Origin of the sequence: Shewanella gelidimarina, assembly GCF_023283945.1 — a bacterium.
GTDB classification, from domain to species: Bacteria; Pseudomonadota; Gammaproteobacteria; order Enterobacterales; family Shewanellaceae; genus Shewanella; species Shewanella gelidimarina.
On sequence record NZ_JAKIKW010000012.1, the window covers coordinates 49,376 to 67,139 of the forward strand.

7 protein-coding genes and 1 pseudogene are annotated in these 17,764 nt (G+C 42.7%); 6 read left to right on the forward strand and 2 right to left on the reverse strand.

Features of this window, described 5'->3' with window-relative positions; genetic code table 11:
* Position 1 precedes the first annotated feature (1 nt).
* The 6 genes and pseudogenes from L2729_RS11810 to L2729_RS21825 all read left to right on the forward strand — a co-directional run bounded on the left by L2729_RS11810 (position 2) and on the right by L2729_RS21825 (position 14,206).
* On the forward strand, positions 2–1,495 hold the full coding sequence (locus tag L2729_RS11810) for a protein kinase domain-containing protein (RefSeq protein ID WP_248988452.1): 1,494 nt from the start codon (positions 2–4) through the stop codon (positions 1,493–1,495).
* The gene (locus L2729_RS11815; RefSeq protein WP_248988453.1) at positions 1,485–5,027 is read left to right on the forward strand and encodes a DEAD/DEAH box helicase; all 3,543 of its coding nucleotides are present in this window, start codon (positions 1,485–1,487) and stop codon (positions 5,025–5,027) included. The genes L2729_RS11810 and L2729_RS11815 overlap by 11 nt, the downstream gene beginning before the upstream one ends.
* Positions 5,024–7,066, forward strand: coding sequence for a hypothetical protein (locus tag L2729_RS11820; protein ID WP_248988454.1), 2,043 nt, complete (start codon positions 5,024–5,026; stop codon positions 7,064–7,066). The genes L2729_RS11815 and L2729_RS11820 overlap by 4 nt, the downstream gene beginning before the upstream one ends.
* Entirely contained in the window at positions 7,059–9,632 is a 2,574-nt protein-coding gene (locus L2729_RS11825) for a hypothetical protein (RefSeq protein ID WP_248988455.1), read from the forward strand. Before L2729_RS11820 ends, L2729_RS11825 begins: the two co-directional genes overlap by 8 nt.
* Entirely contained in the window at positions 9,633–13,370 is a 3,738-nt protein-coding gene (locus tag L2729_RS11830; protein WP_248988456.1) for a DUF2357 domain-containing protein, read from the forward strand. It abuts the gene before it with no gap.
* Positions 13,371–13,450: 80 nt separating this feature from the next.
* Positions 13,451–14,206 (forward strand): annotated as a pseudogene (locus L2729_RS21825) (IS6 family transposase).
* Positions 14,207–14,282: 76 nt separating this feature from the next.
* On the opposite strand, the gene L2729_RS11845 reads toward L2729_RS21825, so the two are convergent.
* Complete coding sequence (locus L2729_RS11845) at positions 14,283–14,510, reverse strand: hypothetical protein (protein WP_248988458.1); 228 nt, start codon at positions 14,508–14,510, stop codon at positions 14,283–14,285.
* Between the two features lie 630 nt (positions 14,511–15,140).
* Positions 15,141–16,613, reverse strand: a complete 1,473-nt coding sequence (gene ltrA / locus L2729_RS11850; protein WP_346347759.1) for a group II intron reverse transcriptase/maturase — start codon at positions 16,611–16,613, stop codon at positions 15,141–15,143.
* Positions 16,614–17,764: the final 1,151 nt, after the last annotated feature.

Here is a 17,764-nt window from a genome sequence, read left to right on the forward strand (position 1 = left end):
AATGAAACAGCAAAAAACACCTGAACCTAGGTGGGTGAAAGATCAATTATCCCAGCGGCATAAGCTAACTAAAAAGCTGGGGCAGGGTGGGCAAGGGATTGTATATCGAACTTCAGATCCTGAACTGCTGGTTAAAATACCATTAAAAGATAATAAGGAAATAACCGACAAGGCTGAAGTGAAAAACTTCCAAGAGCAGCTTGAACGGTTGTATTTATTACCATTAACCGAGGCAATGCACATTACCAAGCCACTTTATTTGCTTGAAGAGCAAGCTGGTTATGTGATGCAAATGATGCAGGATATGCAGCCGATAGACGAGTGGCTGCCAAAGATATTAAATAAACAGGTTGCTAAGGATTTTACACGGCCAGCTTGGCTTAGTGATGATGTCCCTTTGGAGGCTGCGTACTCGCTAACTATGTATGCTAAATCTGGTGGCACTAAGAGAAGGTTGGAGTTGCTGGCTCAGGCTACAATTGAACTGCTTAAGCTGCACAGTGTTGGGCTGGTATTTATGGATGTCTCTCCAGAAAATATTTTTTGTTCGGCTATGTCAGGGAATAACGAAGCCTGGATGATTGATGCCGATAACCTTCGCTTTGAGGCGGTAGGTGCCAAAGCTGGTGTTTTAACACCGCAGTATGGTGCCCCTGAAGTGATTAAGGGAGAAAGTGGTGCGCGAGTGACCAGTGATGCGTATTCGTTAGCTCTCTTGGCATTCAAGGTGTTGACTATGTCTGGAACTTTTGATGGGCAGCTTTTTCGTGATGCTCAAAGTGATGATGAAGATTGGGCTACAGATGATTCAGAAGGAGGTGGGCTAAGTTTAGAGTTACAGGCAGAGCATGGTTTATTACCGTTTATTTTTGATGCAGAAGATAACAGTAATAGTCGAACTAACGGGCTGCCCCATGAATTAGTTCTGACGCCGGAACTACTTACCTTCTTTCAACAAATGTTTGGTCTAGGTCGACCCAAACCTTGGCAGCGCCCAAGTCTTCATTCACTACCACGAATTTTAGCCAGTGCTGCCGATAACTCGATTAAGTGTAGCTGTGGCATGAGTTTTTATTACCAACCTTCGGTTTCTGAGCAGTCCTGCCCATATTGCAAGCAACAGCCAGAGCAGCTTTTGGTAGTCACCAGCTATTTTCATACATCAGATGGTTCAAATAAGCCGGCTTGGACTTGGGTTACACCTTTTGTTGACGGTATAGATCTTAGACTGCCAAGGCGATTGTCAGGTTGTTTTGATATTGATCAGCATAACGCTCCAATGATTGAAATTAACCAGGTTGAGCAAGACTGGTTTATCTATGTTTCAGCAGAAGACTTACGTGTAGATGTGGCTGATAACAGTGGACGTTTTCGTCAATTAACAAGCCAGTGGTTGCTAGAAAGACAAGAGCTTGAGGCTGGAGTGCAGTTATATCTGCATGCTCCTTGTTCTGTGATTATTGAAATTAGGGTTCAGAAAAATAATGCGATTTAAACAACTGAATATTGAAATAAGTCATACATTCTGGATAGAGCCCCTCGATAGTAAAGGACTGACTTTTACGCAGGGAGACTTGGGTCAACTACGTTTGAATTCACGTACGGGTAAATTACAGCTAATTATTAAGGGCAAGTTATTTACTATTTCTTTGCGTGAGCCTGCATTACTTAATGAAATAGGGCTTGGATTCGCTCGTGCCAATGCAAACCTTGTTGAAGTGAGTCGTGTGCATAAGCAAAGGGATTGGCCACAAGAGTGTATTCAGTTTGAGTTGGCGCTAGCATCGTTCAACGGCCCTGAAATTGAGCTAGGAATAATCGATATTGCGCTGGATCCGAGAACATTGGAGCAGGCGAAAGCTGCTGAGCTTGGTGAGACTTTCGTTGATATTAAAGAAGCTCTAGAGCAGCGCTGTAGTTTAAGCCTTACTGATGAACCTGAGCAGCAGTACGCAATTGCTGTATTAGGAGAAAGCGCTCTCGATCAGCTTAAGCACCTTGAGCAATTTGAAGGCGATATTGATAAAGCAGATAAAACTACCCTGCAAAAAATAAAAAATGGCTTAGTTTTGCTAGGCGATAACTTGCAATTAGCCGTGCAACAATATTCTGCGGTGGAATTTGATTACTTGGGGGTGCGTAAATTAGTCACACGCTCGCACAGAGCACCTACTAGAACCCTCAGGCTTATCAAATTGCAGTTGAATTTTAGTGAGCAACGTCAACAGATGGCCATACTGGCTACCCAGCAACTAAATGAAATTATCTCGGACCAAAGAGGGTATTTGTCTACCTGGGATAAATATGGAAGTTCGGAAGGTGAGCAGTTACTTAAACGAGCCAGAGCGGTGGGCCACATCGAAATTGTCCCTGAAGATTGTCAGATTGATGAGGATTCTGCTGATCTGATGTCTATCTATGTTGAAACTGATCTACGCAAGTTATTAACGTCACAAGATTCTTTGTTGATGGTTAGTCCTGAAACGCCTATTGCTCACCTCGTAGATCCTGAGATGGATTGGCAAGCGTTTAGTACGCAGATGTTGGAGAGCTATAAGGAGCGAAAGGGTTTTGATAGCGGACTTTCTGATTGGCAGCAGCAGGCAAACTCAGAAGATGAAATGGGTAATGTTAAGGAGGAGCCAGCACCGGAATCGAATGAAAGTACCGAGCCGTTTAATGTAGTTAAGATTGAGCAGCATCGAATAGTCGTTAAAGATGGCATTGTGCCTTTGCATAATATGGTGCTTGCATTGTCTATCTTGGGTGATCAGGTTCAAATTGAGCGACGGATGATGGCTCGAAGTGCAATTATTGAAGGTAAAAGTGCAATGCCTCATTTGGGATTGCTGATAGAGGAAGGCGCTACCTTACCTCCTGGGCGTGACCAACGTCCGTCTACAAAACCGCTTTCTTCGTTTGTTGAAAGCAAGGTATTCCCTAAAAATTCACCAACTAAAACCCAGAGGCGCGCGATTAAGCTTGCTTTGGAAACACCAGATATTATGGTTATTCAAGGCCCACCGGGAACCGGTAAAACGACTGTGATCACGGCGATTATTGAAAGTCTTAATCAGGAAATTGATAAAAGTAAGTCGGTGCAAGGAGATATCTTAGTTACGGGTTATCAACATGATGCAGTAGAAAATTTGTTAAATCGTTTGTCCGTTAACGATTTACCCTCCATTAAGTTTGGACAACGTTCAGGAGAGACTGCACAGAGTAACTCAACAGATGTCAAACTGGATGAATGGCGTCAAGAGACGGTGAGTCGGATTTATCAGAATGCACCAGAGCTGAAGGAAAGTATTGCTTACTTACAGCTTGAGCGTGATGTTAAAGCGTATGCGACAAGACCAAGTGATAGCGCTGCTTTGCGTCTTGTAAACAAGGCTAAAGCGCTGCTAGTAGAAGTATCAGGTAGCGATGAATTAATACGTTTGCTAAAAGATCTTAGCGGTGAGCTTGCTAATCAGCAATTGGTTCAGAGTGACGGTGTGTTAATTTTGCGTTCATTACGCCTATCAGAAACTGCGTTTATTGATGATGGCTCCAATAGAGCGGCTGCTTTGTTAGCTTGGCTTGGTGATAAGGCTATAGCTATTGAAGAGGAGTATTTAGAGACATTACGTCAAGCTGTGTCATGGCAAACGGAAAGCGAACTAAGTTTTTTACCGCAGTTAAAAAAAATCAAGCTTCAGCTGTTAAAGCGGTTTACACCTAGGCCTCATCTCAAGCGAGTTTTAGCAAGAGAGGATGTTAAATTTGCAATGCAAAGAGCGCTCGATTTATTGCAGGACAGTAGTCGAAATACCTCCAAAAGCAGAGCTCTGCTTGAATATCTAAGTGATCTTGAGGGTAATCCGTCTTCAGTACAAACGGCTTTAGCTGAATACAATCTAGTGTATGGCGCTACGACGGGGCAATCTGAAGGTAAGAAGATTCGTCGCTTCAAATCAAAAAGCGGTGACGGTAAAGGCTATTTGCAGTATGGCACAGTGATCGTTGATGAAGCTGCCCGAGCTAGCCCACGAGACTTGATGATCCCAATGGTACAAGCAAAAGATCGTATTATTTTGGTTGGTGATCATCGCCAACTTTCCCATATGATCGATGACTCTTTGCTAGAGAAAATGGAAAATGAGTTAGACGATACTGATGATTGGCAAGGTGGAAGAGAGCTGTTTAACCAGCATATCAAAGAAAGTATGTTCGAATATTTATTCAATCGTGCTAAAAAATTGGAACAGCAAGATGGTAAGCCCAGAACTATTACGCTAGATGCGCAGTATCGTAGTCACCCTCTATTGGGGAAGTTCGCCAGTGAACAATTCTACGAGCCTTATGGAGAAGGATATGAATCACCGTTGCCAGCCAGTGATTTCTCGCAACAGCTAGAAGGCATCGAAGATAAGGCCGCTATATGGCTAGACGCTCCAGCACAACTTGGAAAGGAAGAGCGTAATGCTAGCAAAAGTCGATTTAGAAAGGCAGAAGCCGAGCTAATTGCAAAACAGTTGAAACAGTGGATTGATAGCCCGCAAGGGGAGGGGCTCAGTTTTGGTGTGATTTCTTTTTATAAAGCGCAGGTGAATGAAGTAATGAAAGCGCTTGCCAAAGACCAAATCACCGTACAAAACGAGGTAGGGAATTATGTTATTGCACAGAATTATCAGATGTTGTTTGACAATAAGGGCAAGCCATTAGAGGAACGTTTGCGTATTGGTACAGTTGATTCGTTTCAAGGAATGGAGTTCGATGTGGTGTTCCTATCGATGGTACGTTCTCAGCCACAAAGTTCGAATATTCTTCAAAAGCGTGAATTTTCGGCAAAGGAACAGCAGCGAGTATTTGGTCACCTGATGTCTAAGAGTCGTCTGTGCGTATCTGTGACGCGCCAAAAAAAGGCCCTAGTCGTAGTTGGTGACAGTCAGTTGATTCAAGCTTCAATAGCAGAGCAAGCAGTACCTGAGTTACAGGCATTTTATGAACTGTGTAAGAACAATTTGCAGGGGGTGGTTACATGAGCCTACAGCACCCTAAAGTATTTAAAGTACTGCATCAATCGCATTCTATTGCTCAATACCATCCTAAAGCAACACAAGATGTTTTATGGCCGTGCTTACGCTTTGCAATCTCGTTACAAGCTAAAGCAGATCAAGACTTGAATCTGTTTGAGAGTACTCTATTACGCTTGCTAGGCGAAGGGGGAGGTGATCTTAAAGAGTTAAGTCAGCAGATGGGACTTACAAATAAAGAGGGAACGCGCTCCAGTCTAGCAGAGTTCTTGTGTCTTAAATTACAGCAATTAAATTTGATTACTGACAGGCTGAAGTTAACGCATGAAGGTGAGCAAGTGCTTGAAAAAATCAATAGTACCCAAACGCGAGTGGTAGGTGCCACGGTGTACTTTGATTTGATCAATCACTGTTGGTTACCCGTAATTAGTCGTGGCGAAATACAGCCTGTTCATGCAGAACAATCATCCGAGGGATTGGTCGAGTTTTCTCAAGGCAGTGTAGGAAATGCGAAACAGATAAAAGCACGGCCATTATTGAGTGAAACGCTTTCTAAAAAGGCTCCAAGCGAACGCGACGTTATCGATATGATTAAGCGTTCTCGTCAGCAAAATAAAAAACTTAAAATCTATTCAGCCAGCACCAATAGCGATGGTTTTGTAACAAGTAGCGGGACTATTTCAGTCAACCCAGACGGTGAATTGGTTTACCTGCATTGCTATGCGTTTATGGTTGCTGGTGGTAAATCGTCTTATGTTAGTGATGGTTTCCGCTCAACCACTCAGGAGCGATTTACTCGAGGGTTTAATAACCCAAGTAAGCGCGAGGGCAATCCATCAATAAAAAGTGCCCGTGATAAATTGTGGCGGAAGAGCTCTAGGGAGTATCAGCGTCAGGCTATGGAGGAGTCTCCTTCATTGCGTAAGACTTATCAATTATTGATATCTAGCAAGGTGAGCAATGCCACCGAGAATTCGGAGTATAAATATAACCTTTCAAAATTTGTTAGCCAGAGCTATGCCGAACTTGAGCAAATGCTATCCGAGTGCTACGCCTTTTCGAAGCTCAAAAGCTGTATTTCAGAGTTAAGCACAGACCCGAAAAGTAATGCTGAATTAGCGACAAAGGTGGCAAGTCATTTAGGGTTTCAAACAGAGGATGGCAAGCTTGTTAAAAAACTTCTTAAAACGAACAAGGGTAGTGTTATCCACCTCAAGGCTGATAAACCAGTAATGTCACCACTGCTGTTGTGTCACTTATTAGCAGCACGGGGGGACGTGAAGCAACCTATGGCCAAATTAGCTCAAGAATATCCTCTGCTCTTGAAAGATATTGCCAGGTTACGACATTGGAGAAATCCAATTGATCATGGTGACTCTGCTGATGCATTGAATGTAATCGGCGCTGAAGAAATTAATTTTATTCATCAGTTGGTCGAGCAGGTGCGCCAGCTATTGTCAGAATGGATAAAAGACATGGGCGATCAAACCCCAGAGCAGACTATTCCCAATTGGCTTAAAGATGATATCCGCAGTAAGGCTAGATATAGGTTGGAGCAAGACTTTGGCTTGATGCGCAGCCGAATGAGCGAGCGTGTTTATAAGGGGCTGTTTGATGCTTTAGTTCATGCCAGCTCAAAAGATGCCCGAGACAGAACCAATGCGCTTGCGGGTTCATTGCAACATGCGCTTTATCAGGCCTGCCAAGCACTTGATGCGAATGAGGCAAAAGATATTGAGTCTGTAAAACGCGAGTTGGCGAGCTTGGGTGCAGAACAAATTACGAAGAGTAACTCGCACAAGGTGCAACTGGCACTAAAGGGCGGTAATGCGACTCTGGGAGCAAATTTTATTGCTTTTTGGGTACAAATTACTGATCAGCAACAGAGAGATCTCCAGTCTGATAAGGGCTTTGTAAAAGCGGTGGACCGGTTGGATAAAATAAGAGGTCACTCTGGGCCAGTAATAGGTCAGCATGGCAGTTTGAATGAGATTGAGAAGACAGTGTTTAAATTAATTAAGCGTTTAATGGAGCAGTATTGTGGGTAACGAGCAACAAAATCCAAGCAAGGATAAGACGGAAAATACTCAGATTCAATATCAGCAGCAGAGTCTTCAAAAGCAAGCGGGTGCGTTGGAAAAAAAAGAGTCAGAGTTAAAAGAAAAACAGCAGCAGAGTAATAACCAACAGCAGTTTTTGGAGCAGCGAGAAGAAGCTCTCGCTAAAGATAAAGAGTTACTTAATATTCAAAGTCTTAAACTAGAGACTCGTCATCAACAGCAAGAGAGTAAGCAACTAGAAATAGAGCAAGGCTTACCAGCTTTGCGAGATGAGATTTTTGCTCAGCGCGAACAACAGCTTGCAGAACAGCAGCAGCAGTTGAAACAACAGTTGCGCGATGTTGCAGATAAAGAGCAGCATCTTAAAACAGAGCGTGAACAACTTGAGCGAGTGCAAGAAACAGTTGATGGTGATTTTGCGGAACAGCGAGCTGACTTGCAGCGAGAGCTGCAACGGAAACGTTCTGAAGCGAGCACCAAATTACACAATGAAGTTCAGCTGCAGCGCGAAAAATATTTTAAAGAGCTTGAAGTAGAAGTGCAGCAGCGCCGAGATGATCTTGAAAAGCGTGAAAAGCAGTTAGAACAGGATAAAGCCACATTAACAGGCGATCAGAATAACGTTAGGTTCCAGCAAAGTGAAAATAAACAACTGAAGGCTTCACTAGAACAGATAATAGCTGAACGCACTAAAACAAGAGAAGAAGAATTTGAACAAGGTCAGAAACAGTTTGAACAGGAAAAGCAGCGCCTTCTAAATCGTATCAAGCATCAGGATACGCTGCATAGCGCGTATGATGAACTTGAAAAAGCGCTAGGTGACCGTTCGGCAGATGAAGTATTACGCGACCTAACTGCTAAGAACGAAGAGCTGATAGTATTGCGTGAAGAGCTTAAGCGCCCGAGTCAAGAGTTAGAAGAATACTATGATGGCCACAGAGCTGAAGTAACAAGACTGGAAGAAGATAAACAGAAATTACAAAATGAAAAGCGTGAGCTTCAGCACGATCTGGATACCCAAGAGCAGCTGGAGTTTGACCAAGAGCGGCTACAAACTAAGTTTAATAGCCTTGATGTTAATTATAAGGCGATTTTAGCTGATAATAACAAATTGCAAGAAACCCTAGATCGATTAAATCCAGCTTATAACGAGCCACAAAATCGGGAAGAACGGATTAGGGATATTAAACGTCCTTACATCGAACAATATGTGCCACGCCGTCAAGAAAAAAGTATCAATGAGCTCAAATGGCTCGAAGCGATTTCTACAGGCATTGATAAACACGGCTTGCATTTCTCGCCCCGTATTCTATGTGCTTTCCACACCGCTTTAAAAATTGCTGAATGGTCACCGTTAACGGTACTCGCAGGTGTTAGTGGTACAGGTAAGTCGGAGCTACCAAAATTATACAGTCGCTTTGGCGGTATTAACTTTATCAATGTGCCTGTACAGCCTAACTGGGATTCGCAGGAGGCAATGTTGGGCTACTTTAACTCAATCAGTAACAGCTACCAAACAAAGCCGATGCTCAACTTTTTGGTGCAAAGTCGGGAGAAGCTGATAACGGGAAGTGATAATTCAGAAGCTAACTATAACGGTCTTGATGATACTGTAAGTTTAGTATTACTAGATGAGATGAACTTGGCTCATGTAGAGCTTTATTTTGCTGATTTCTTAAGTAAGTTGGAGCAACGTCGTGCAACCAAAAATGACGAGTTGCCATTTATCGATATTGACTTAGGGGCAAAGCTTGATCCTTATAAGCTTTCTCTAGGACGTAACCTATTGTTTGCCGGCACCATGAACCAGGATGAAACGACCAAATCGTTATCGGATAAAGTGATCGACCGTGGTACATCCATCTTTTTCCCGCGCCCAGAATCTTTGCATCGTCGAAAAGAACTTACTTCATTACCTGAACAAGCGCCGTTATTACCAATGAAAATTTGGTGGGGTTGGATTAATAAAAAGAGCGATCTAAGTGAGGTGATTGTAACTCACTACAAGCAATTGATTGAAGGTATTAATAAGTATTTGGGCACAGACGGCAGAGCCCTTGGTCACCGTGTATGGCAATCGATCGAGTACTATATGGTGAACCACCCTCTGGTCATTGGCTTGGATGCTGAGCAATATCCCGACGAGCACAAAGACGCACTCAAGTTTGCCTTTGAAGATCAGTTGGTTCAGAAGGTAATGCCTAAGCTACGAGGTATTGAAACCCGTGGTTATGCTAAAGAGCATTGTCTAAATCCTATTCGTGATCTCCTGGCTGATAACAAACTGGATATTCTGGATGACTTCGATAAAGCGATGCGAATTGGCCATGGTCAATTTAGTTGGGCTAGTGCTGACTATTTAAATAATGAACAAAGTAATGAACGTTATCAAGAATTGTTTAAGCTTGCTTTAGCGCCATCATCTCATCAAAAAAAGGTAATTAAGTCAGAACCAGAGACCACTGATAAAAAGGAACCAGCTGATCAGCACTCGCGAGCAAACAAATATAAAATGCCTGAGTTTTTCAAAAAGAAGACCAAGGAAAATGTTTAGATGACCGCCGCTGTTACAGAGCCGCTGAGCGATTTTGGACAACTCTATAATCGCTATCAGAACCAGGAGCCAATAGCCAAACAGTTATTACAGGGGCAGCACCGTTACCTGAGTAATCTCACTTTTGATCCTCTCAATGGCCAGGCATTGCCACAGCGAATGAGCCACAGGCTGAGTCAGAATATCCTAGGACCGGAACAAAACCTGTGTGATAGTTTTACGCATATTATTGATCATTGCATGGATGCTATCGGCCATATTTTATTGTCGCCTCGGCAAACTGTAGTGCGAGTTCATGAGATGACACCTGTTTATTTAGCCCAGCGCCTAGATAGTCGATCAGTGCAATGGCTGAGTCGCAAGCCCGGTAATAATATGCGTGAGAAGTTGGCTGCAAATCCGCACATCTTGGCTGCCACGCGTAAAATGAGCTTTGACACCCTTGAAAACCGTCTATTAAAGGCTTTATTAATCCGTGTCCAAGGGCTGCTTTTATATCGCCAAGAAGCGGGTTTACAGTTAGCTGAGGAGCAGGAAGGACTTCTTGTTGCTATACAGAAAACGTTACGGTTTGAAGGTTTTTTAGCAATCAAATCGTGGCAGCATATGCCACCTAATAATGTGTTATTGCAGGATAAACAATACCGTAAAGTGTGGCGCGCGTGGCAGCTATTGCAGCGCTTGGAGGAAGACTGTCAGCGCCAACAGAAAGACTTTGTTGCTTCTGGGTTCGGTGTCTTTAGTGAACTGCTCAAGCAATTAGCTGGTATGACTCGTTGCGTATTATTGGATCAGACTTGGCAATTTAAGCTTGACTACTTGTCTGTGGTTTCTTCTCTTGAACCAACTGAAAAACTAAGCCCAATTGAGTTGTTGGCTATAGATCTTGGTGAGAAAGAAGCGAAGGGCCAAGCACAGATTAAACCCGAGGCGAGCCTTGTATTGTCGTTGTCGATTGATGGCCATATTCGAATTCAGCGGCGAGGAAGTTCAGGAGCGTCACGATGCTGGGATGTTAAATTTCAGGAAACAGAGGGATTGATCAGTGTAAGGGTGATTTCCCATCCTAAAAGCTGTACCCAAAATGAAACCTTGATAGTGGCAATGCCAGCAGATTTTCCCAGCTTGGCCAAACAGCTTGTTGGCGAAATCCTTCCTGGAGAAAGCAAAGCTAGGAAGGTGGCAAGGCCATTGATAAAAGTGTCTGGCGAATTTGTCACGATGATGATCGAAGGGGCCAGCTATAAGCTGCAACTGGGAAATGAATCGGCAACACGCTCGATAGGACCACAGTTATTGGACGTAGCAGGATTAGATTGCAGTCAAAGCCATGCTTTGCCAGTTGAAGAAGAAGTGTTTAGTGTTCGAGAGTTAACCCAGATAAATGGTGACACTAAATTCCGCCAGTTAGGAGGTTTTTCAGACCAGTTAGCGAGTCAGTTTCATGCACATAAAGCAATGCATTATCTTGTAAGTGATCACCATAGTGAGTTTGAGACTAGTGATCTGCGTCGTGAAATTAACCGCAACTTTAATAATGCGACTCCATTACCAAAAAGTATCGCAGCAGTGTATGCCACACTGGAGAAAAATCAGTTTAAACCTAATGATTTGATTATGGTTCTCAGCTCAGATAATGATGGCATTTATGCTACCCCGATCTTTTACTGCGGTGGAAAAAAATCGAGGGAGGATTATTTTGAAAGACACCCGTCGATTAGGCTCTCCCTGCAAGGAGAGCGACAACTACTACGCAATGCTTTAGTTAACTCAGGGTTGACAGAGGGTATAACTGAGCGCTTTATCGAACTGTACAGCTATCGAGAGATAGTAACAAATAAAGCGCAGCTGATACTGCAAGAGATTGAACAGTGGTATCGTATTCCTTCTGGCCTCAAAGTGGCAAGTGTTGATGTCAGTGATATTCTGCTCAAAGAATCTCGAGCATTGCAGAAAAAAGTAGAACAAACCTTTTTCATTTCTGTATCTGCTGCGATCAAACCACAAAAGGGTATTAAGTCTACACAGTGGCTTGCTGGGAACCCTCTTTTAGGATCACAGCAGCTACTACAAAAACAGTATGAACGACCTAATAAAGTTTTTTGGAAAGATCACCTGCCGCAGTTGATGACTCGTTTGCCAGTGAAGGGAATCGAGCAGGATTTCTATTTTGTTGATAGTGGCACCTCCGTTAAACCGGAGCGTGGTGTTCCAGTTGATATCCCCATCGACACGCCATTCACTCTGCCTGGTGGAAAAGAAGAGTTGCGCTTTACAGTCTACCAGGGCAAAGGAAGCGAACGACAGGTGTTTTCATTATTGTTATCGCTTCGAAAGCCACTTAAAACAGACTGTATATGTATGCTAAATCTGAGCTATACCTATGGCGAAGAACAGCCCTATAAGTTGCGTTTTATCCCTGATGATGCTGACAACAAACCGTTTAATTATGTCGATGCTCTATGGGGTAAAAAGCAGGGCGATACCGATAGTCGTGATATTGCTATTCCGACTTTTCCAGAACGAAGATCGTTCGAGGAGTTACGAGCATTCCAGGGCAATGAGAGATCAAAGGATATTGTTGATTGGTTAGAGGGCAATCTAGCGCAGATGGATAATATTTATCACTTTATGTTGTTCGGTAAGGGTGGGCAACGTTTCAATTTTTCTTATAAAGACATTGATTGGATTGCTAATAAGGATTTTGGTTTTTATAGAACCCACCCTGATTACGAGAATATCTTTGTACATCGAAGTGGGTTTGAAGGTTTAGATACTGTAAATCAAAGTTATTTCTCTGGAGATGTACTTGCTAAGAAAGACAATAAGTTTTCTTTGGAGAGTATTGGTGCTCAGGGTGAGTTAACAGAAAGAGATCTCAAAAGCTTACCTGGTAGGTGGCGCTTCCCAATGCTTATTTTTAGCGATCAAGAGCGCAGCTTTACTGATGATGATGTGCCAGATAATTTAACTCAGCGAGGGAATAAAGCAATTAAACAAGCGGAGGAATTGCTAGCTGTCGAAGGTGTCGATAAGGCTCTCAAGATAGAGTTAAAACAATTCTTAAGCTACTGCCACACGTTGATGCCGCAATCGGAGGTAAATGATTTACTACAAGCGGCTACCGACTCTAAACTGCTTTGTCGTGAGCACCTGAGGTTCAAGTATGCATTAGGTAGTGTGAGTCAGACATGGCAGCAACAATTACTCCAGCAAATATTGGAACCTGTTGATGATAGTAATGATACGCGAGCAGCGGCTCTAGATATCTTATCGGTAGCTATGTGGCGCAATAAAACAATGATTCATACATTAACGGCAGAGCAAGTGACAGCCCTTGCTGAAAGGCTCAACGAATATCTGACTAAAGATATTACTCTGCTAAAGAAAAAGGGTCCACATTACAAATGGAATCCCTTTATTTTGCGCTTAGAGCTATTACTTGGTCTATTGCGTACTAGGGAAAGCTTAGTGCCAGCAATTAGCACGCTGTTTTCCTATGGCAGTAGTTTAAGCAACCAGCTACTAAACACGGTAGAAAAAATCACGGATAAACAAGGCGAGGCGCTTTCTTATCAACTTCAACAGCCGAAAGTGGTTGCTCGTGTTAAGTTAACAGTAAACAAACCGGTTAGTTATCACCGAACACCAGATCTGCTTTATGGACTGAAGCTTTACCTGTCTGGAGAAGATGGGGCTGACCTAATCACGATTACTGAGCTGGTCAATAGCGCATAATTAACATTAGTTATATAGGGGGGCATGAGTGGGTACTGTCAACTTGGCGACTACCCCAACAATTATGCGATAATCAGCTAATGAAAAACTCAAATATCTATGGAGGTTATCGCTACCCAGCCCAAGTCATCAGCCACGTAGTCTGGCTATACCATCGTTTTACACTCAGCTTTCGTGATATGGACAAAGTACTTGCCGCGAGAGGAATTGTTGTTACTTATGAAACGATCCGCCAGTGGTGTAAAAATATGCCAGCATCTATTGTAATCAGTTCAAAAAGAATCGTGGCCAACTTGATGATACTTGATGATACTTGATGATACTTGATGATACTTGATGATACTTGATGATACTTGGTATCTGGATGAGGTTTTCATCAAAATAAATGACGTATTACATTACCTTTGGCGAGCAGTTGATCAAGATGGTGATGAGATAGATATCTTAGTTCAAAAACGTAAAGATAAAAGGGCTGCCATGTGTTTTTTAAAGCGTTTACTGAAAGGTGAGGGATCAACACCGTTGAAGGTTGTGACTGATAAGCTGGCAAGTTACTCAGCAGCAAAAAAGGAGTTAATGCCAAGCGCAGAGCATTCAACCGTTCAATATGAAAATAACGGTTATGAGTATCTCATCAGCCTACTCGGCAACAGGAACGACAGATGCGTAAATTTAAATCTCAGGGTCAAGCTCAACGGTTTCTTAGTTGTCATGGAGTGGTAAATAACCTGTTTCGCTTTGGTTGTCATCTACTGCAAGTGAAACATTATCGAGCGCTACGCGATCGCTCGTTTTATCAATGGATGCAGGTTGGTTGTGTCCATAATTTAGCTTAAAGCTAGTTTTATAGCTTTAATTCGTCAAGCTCTGATAAGTTGACAGTACCTACATATCTCCTTCAACCCACCAAAATCAAGTGTAACTATCGCCATTAGGGTAAAGGCCAAATTCAGTATGCTCGATTTCAAAAGTGGGTTTTACCAAGTGAGGTAGCGCTTGGTTGAAGCTCTGTACATTATGAATACCATTACCCCAAAAAATGCATTGCATTGTCTCTATGTGGCTTAGGGATTGTTCCTTTTCAAGCTCTTTTACATTGTACTTTGCTTGCTTAACGGTTAAGCCCGTTGGAAAAATCAATACTTTCTCAAGTAAAGAGTTTAGCTAGGTGGTGTGTAGCTTCAAGTCGCCCCTCTACTTGAGGAGAGGGCTGCTTTACTGCAGCAGTTTTAATCTTGTTGCTCATAATCGGTGTCCAGACACTTTGAAGTGGTCAACAAAAAGCTTTTATCAATAATAGAAAGGAGAAAAGGGCGCTGAAGCGCCCGTTCCCGTAATTGTGTAAGCGATGCCTCGCAACTTAAACACCTTCTTCGCTTTCGTATCAGGCATTCAACACCATACTATCCCACTAGTACTCGTTCTCTCAGAATTCGCTGTTATTGGGACACAATTACTAGGCCATGAGAGTTGTCGCATAGAACGTTTTGATGATTCAAACCGTTCTAATGATAGGTAAGCACTCCATTAGCAAATTTTAGTTATTAGTGAATATTTTTTTACTGTAGGGCAGAGGTCAAACCTACATAGCTAGTCGAGTTAATATGCTCTTACTTAATGGTAACGACAATTACCATGGTGTTGGTGTGGCTCATTTCTGTCGGGTGGACGACACTTGTTACCAAGTGCCGTCTCCCTTAGAACCCAGCGTGCAACTTTCACTGCACTAGGCTCAAGCCTCCACAAAGGTATCGTTAGATACCCAGCAACTTAGAAAGCAGTGAGAGCAGGTTCATTCCAAGAGTTACGAGCTTGCCTTTTCGATTTTTTCCTAGCCAAATATTCTTGGTATTGAGGATCGAATGGTATAGCCGAACTTCGGATTTTCACGTGTCTCTCAATAGGCACTTTGGCTATTTGGAATAGATTGAATTGGCAATCCATATCCTTGACCTTCTGCCAACCGTGAAATTGCCATTGGCCTTTGCGGTTGATGAAGTATTTAAGGGCTACCCAAGTCTTAGACTTTGTTGGATGGCGCCTTACTGCCCAGTGCCACAACGCGTAGAATAGTTTGTGCCCAACATATCCGAATACTTGTTTAGCAACGCAATGTCGATAATAGTTCGACCAGCCCCTTAGTTTCGGATTTATCAGTTTGATAAGATCGTTAACAGGGATGGTTGCGTGCTTTTTGATGAGTTCGCGCAGGTTACTCAAGAACAACAAGGTATTGGACTTGCTCGGTTTAATGAGCAATTTTCCTTTGTACTTCCTATGATTGAATCCTAAGAAGTCAAAACCATTATTGATGTGGGTAATGTGCGTTTTCTCTTCGGAGAGTGTTAAGCCTCTTTCCGCTAAGAAATCTGCGATCAACGGTTTGATATCGTTCTCGAGCACTTCCTTTGAAGCGCAGGTGACGACGAAATCGTTGGCGTATCCAATAAAGTTGGCTCTAGCACCCTTTTTGAGTGCTGTAGACTTTATGCGCTGTTCGAGTCCTGCAAGAGTCATTAGCATCAAGGTTGGGGATATAACCCCTCCTTGTGGTGTGCCCTCATCAGTACGATAAAACAGCCCTTTATCCATAAAACCAGACTTTAACCATTGTTCCAACATTCGTTTATCTATGGCGATGTTATCAACAAGCCATTGATGCCCGATTTTGTCGAAGCAGGATTTGATATCTCCCTCAAGAACCCATTGCGCTGATTTCTTTAGAGCCAAGCATTTGAAGCACTGATCGACTGCGTCGGCAGTGCTACGATTTGGTCTAAATCCATAGCTGTTTGGGTCAGCAAGGGTCTCCGATATAGGCTCTAATGCCAGAAGGTGGAGCGCTTGTTGTGCTCTGTCTATCATGCATGGGATACCAAGAGGTCTAAGTTTGCCATTCTTTTTGGGGATATAGATACGCTTAAGTGGTTTGGCTTGATATGCCTTCCTACTCAATTGATTTACTGCTTTCATGCGGCGTGTATCCGTGTTCCAGATAACACCATCTATTCCAGGCGTTCTACTGCCTTTGCTTTTTGATACTCGTTTAACAGCAAGAAGTTTTGCTGAATGCGAGTGAGTCAGTATCCATTGCAACGCTTTCGCCTTACCGTGTTTACCTTCTCGTGTTGCCTTTGCAATACGCATTTGAAGCTTTAATACATGCGTTTCAACGGATTTCCAGTCTATTGACTGCCATTGTTCGCCGTCAGGAGAGGCACTAATTTCTGTTGAAATCATCATTTGCGTTTCTCCTTGAATAAAGTTCTTCAAATTATCTTGCAACGGGAGACCAGTCGGAAGTGGGCTCACTTTCGTGACCAGACACAAGTCTGTATCTGCATCGTTACAATGCAGCTTTAGCTTTTTCCAACCTCCTATACCTACATCCCTGTCGGCCATAAAAGCTTTCCCAGTGGGAGCGATATAGGCTTACCATGTTCCGTATGTCGCGCAATGTCAGGGTAGATGCCCGCTATAGTGCGAAGAGTTATATTGACCACGAAAGAGCATGGGGCAATCTCTTTCCAACTCTCATTGCCTTTTGGCCACAGCGTAAAAACCACTTCCGCTGCTTGTGAAATTACGCATATTATATGGATTCACTTTCATTCATCTTACTGACTCCCTAGCACTCACCCGATTTGTGGTTATCAGGAGGATCGTTCTCTCACGATTTAGATCCCGATTGGTCTATAACCAATCTTCGTTACATTGTCAGGCTCGCTACTTTATTCAGAGCCCTAGGTTCATCTGGTGATACAGATGGTTCACTCAAAAGCGGTGAGCAGCGCTTCATACGACCTCACGTCGCACGCCCCAAGGTGAGCTACAACGATGTATTGTACGACTGGAAGTCAGTTGAATGTCCTCTTTTAGAACAAATAACAAAAACTGAACTGAGCAGCAAGAATCATGTTGGTGATAGTATATTGATTACCTTATCCAGATAGAAAGTCTCCAAAGGGGAGGTCAAATTTGATGATCCACTACAGAAGAGATGCCCACAAGAGGAGATAAAAATAAGAAAATGAGAAATATGCTTACAGGGGATGTGCAATTGCTTGAGAATAGCTTGGTATTTCGCACGTCATTATGTGGCGAGCTAACATCCATTTTCTATGACTGTTAGTTTTCATTGAAAACAAAATTATCGATATTTATCCGGCGTTTCAAATTAGCGTAGTGACATTTTAAACTGTGTGTATTAAGTGATGAAATTTTTCGAAGGCGGAAATATTAAAATATTAAAATATTAAAATATTAAAATATTAAAATATCAATTAAAACAGTATGTTGATCTCTTGCTTTGTCTGCGTTAGTGTTACCGTAATTCGACAGTGATGATAAAGGATGCGGTAATATATGAAAAAATTGATTAATCCTGACAAAGA

What these genes read in the sequence shown, in the direction of transcription:
- L2729_RS11830 (WP_248988456.1), top strand. Translation starts at nt 9,633, where the DNA reads ATGACCGCCGCTGTTACAGAGCCGCTGAGCGATTTTGGACAACTCTAT.
- L2729_RS11810 (WP_248988452.1), top strand. Translation starts at nt 2, where the DNA reads ATGAAACAGCAAAAAACACCTGAACCTAGGTGGGTGAAAGATCAATTA.
- L2729_RS11815 (WP_248988453.1), top strand. Translation starts at nt 1,485, where the DNA reads ATGCGATTTAAACAACTGAATATTGAAATAAGTCATACATTCTGGATA.
- L2729_RS11820 (WP_248988454.1), top strand. Translation starts at nt 5,024, where the DNA reads ATGAGCCTACAGCACCCTAAAGTATTTAAAGTACTGCATCAATCGCAT.
- ltrA (WP_346347759.1), bottom strand. Translation starts at nt 16,613, where the DNA reads ATGATGATTTCAACAGAAATTAGTGCCTCTCCTGACGGCGAACAATGG.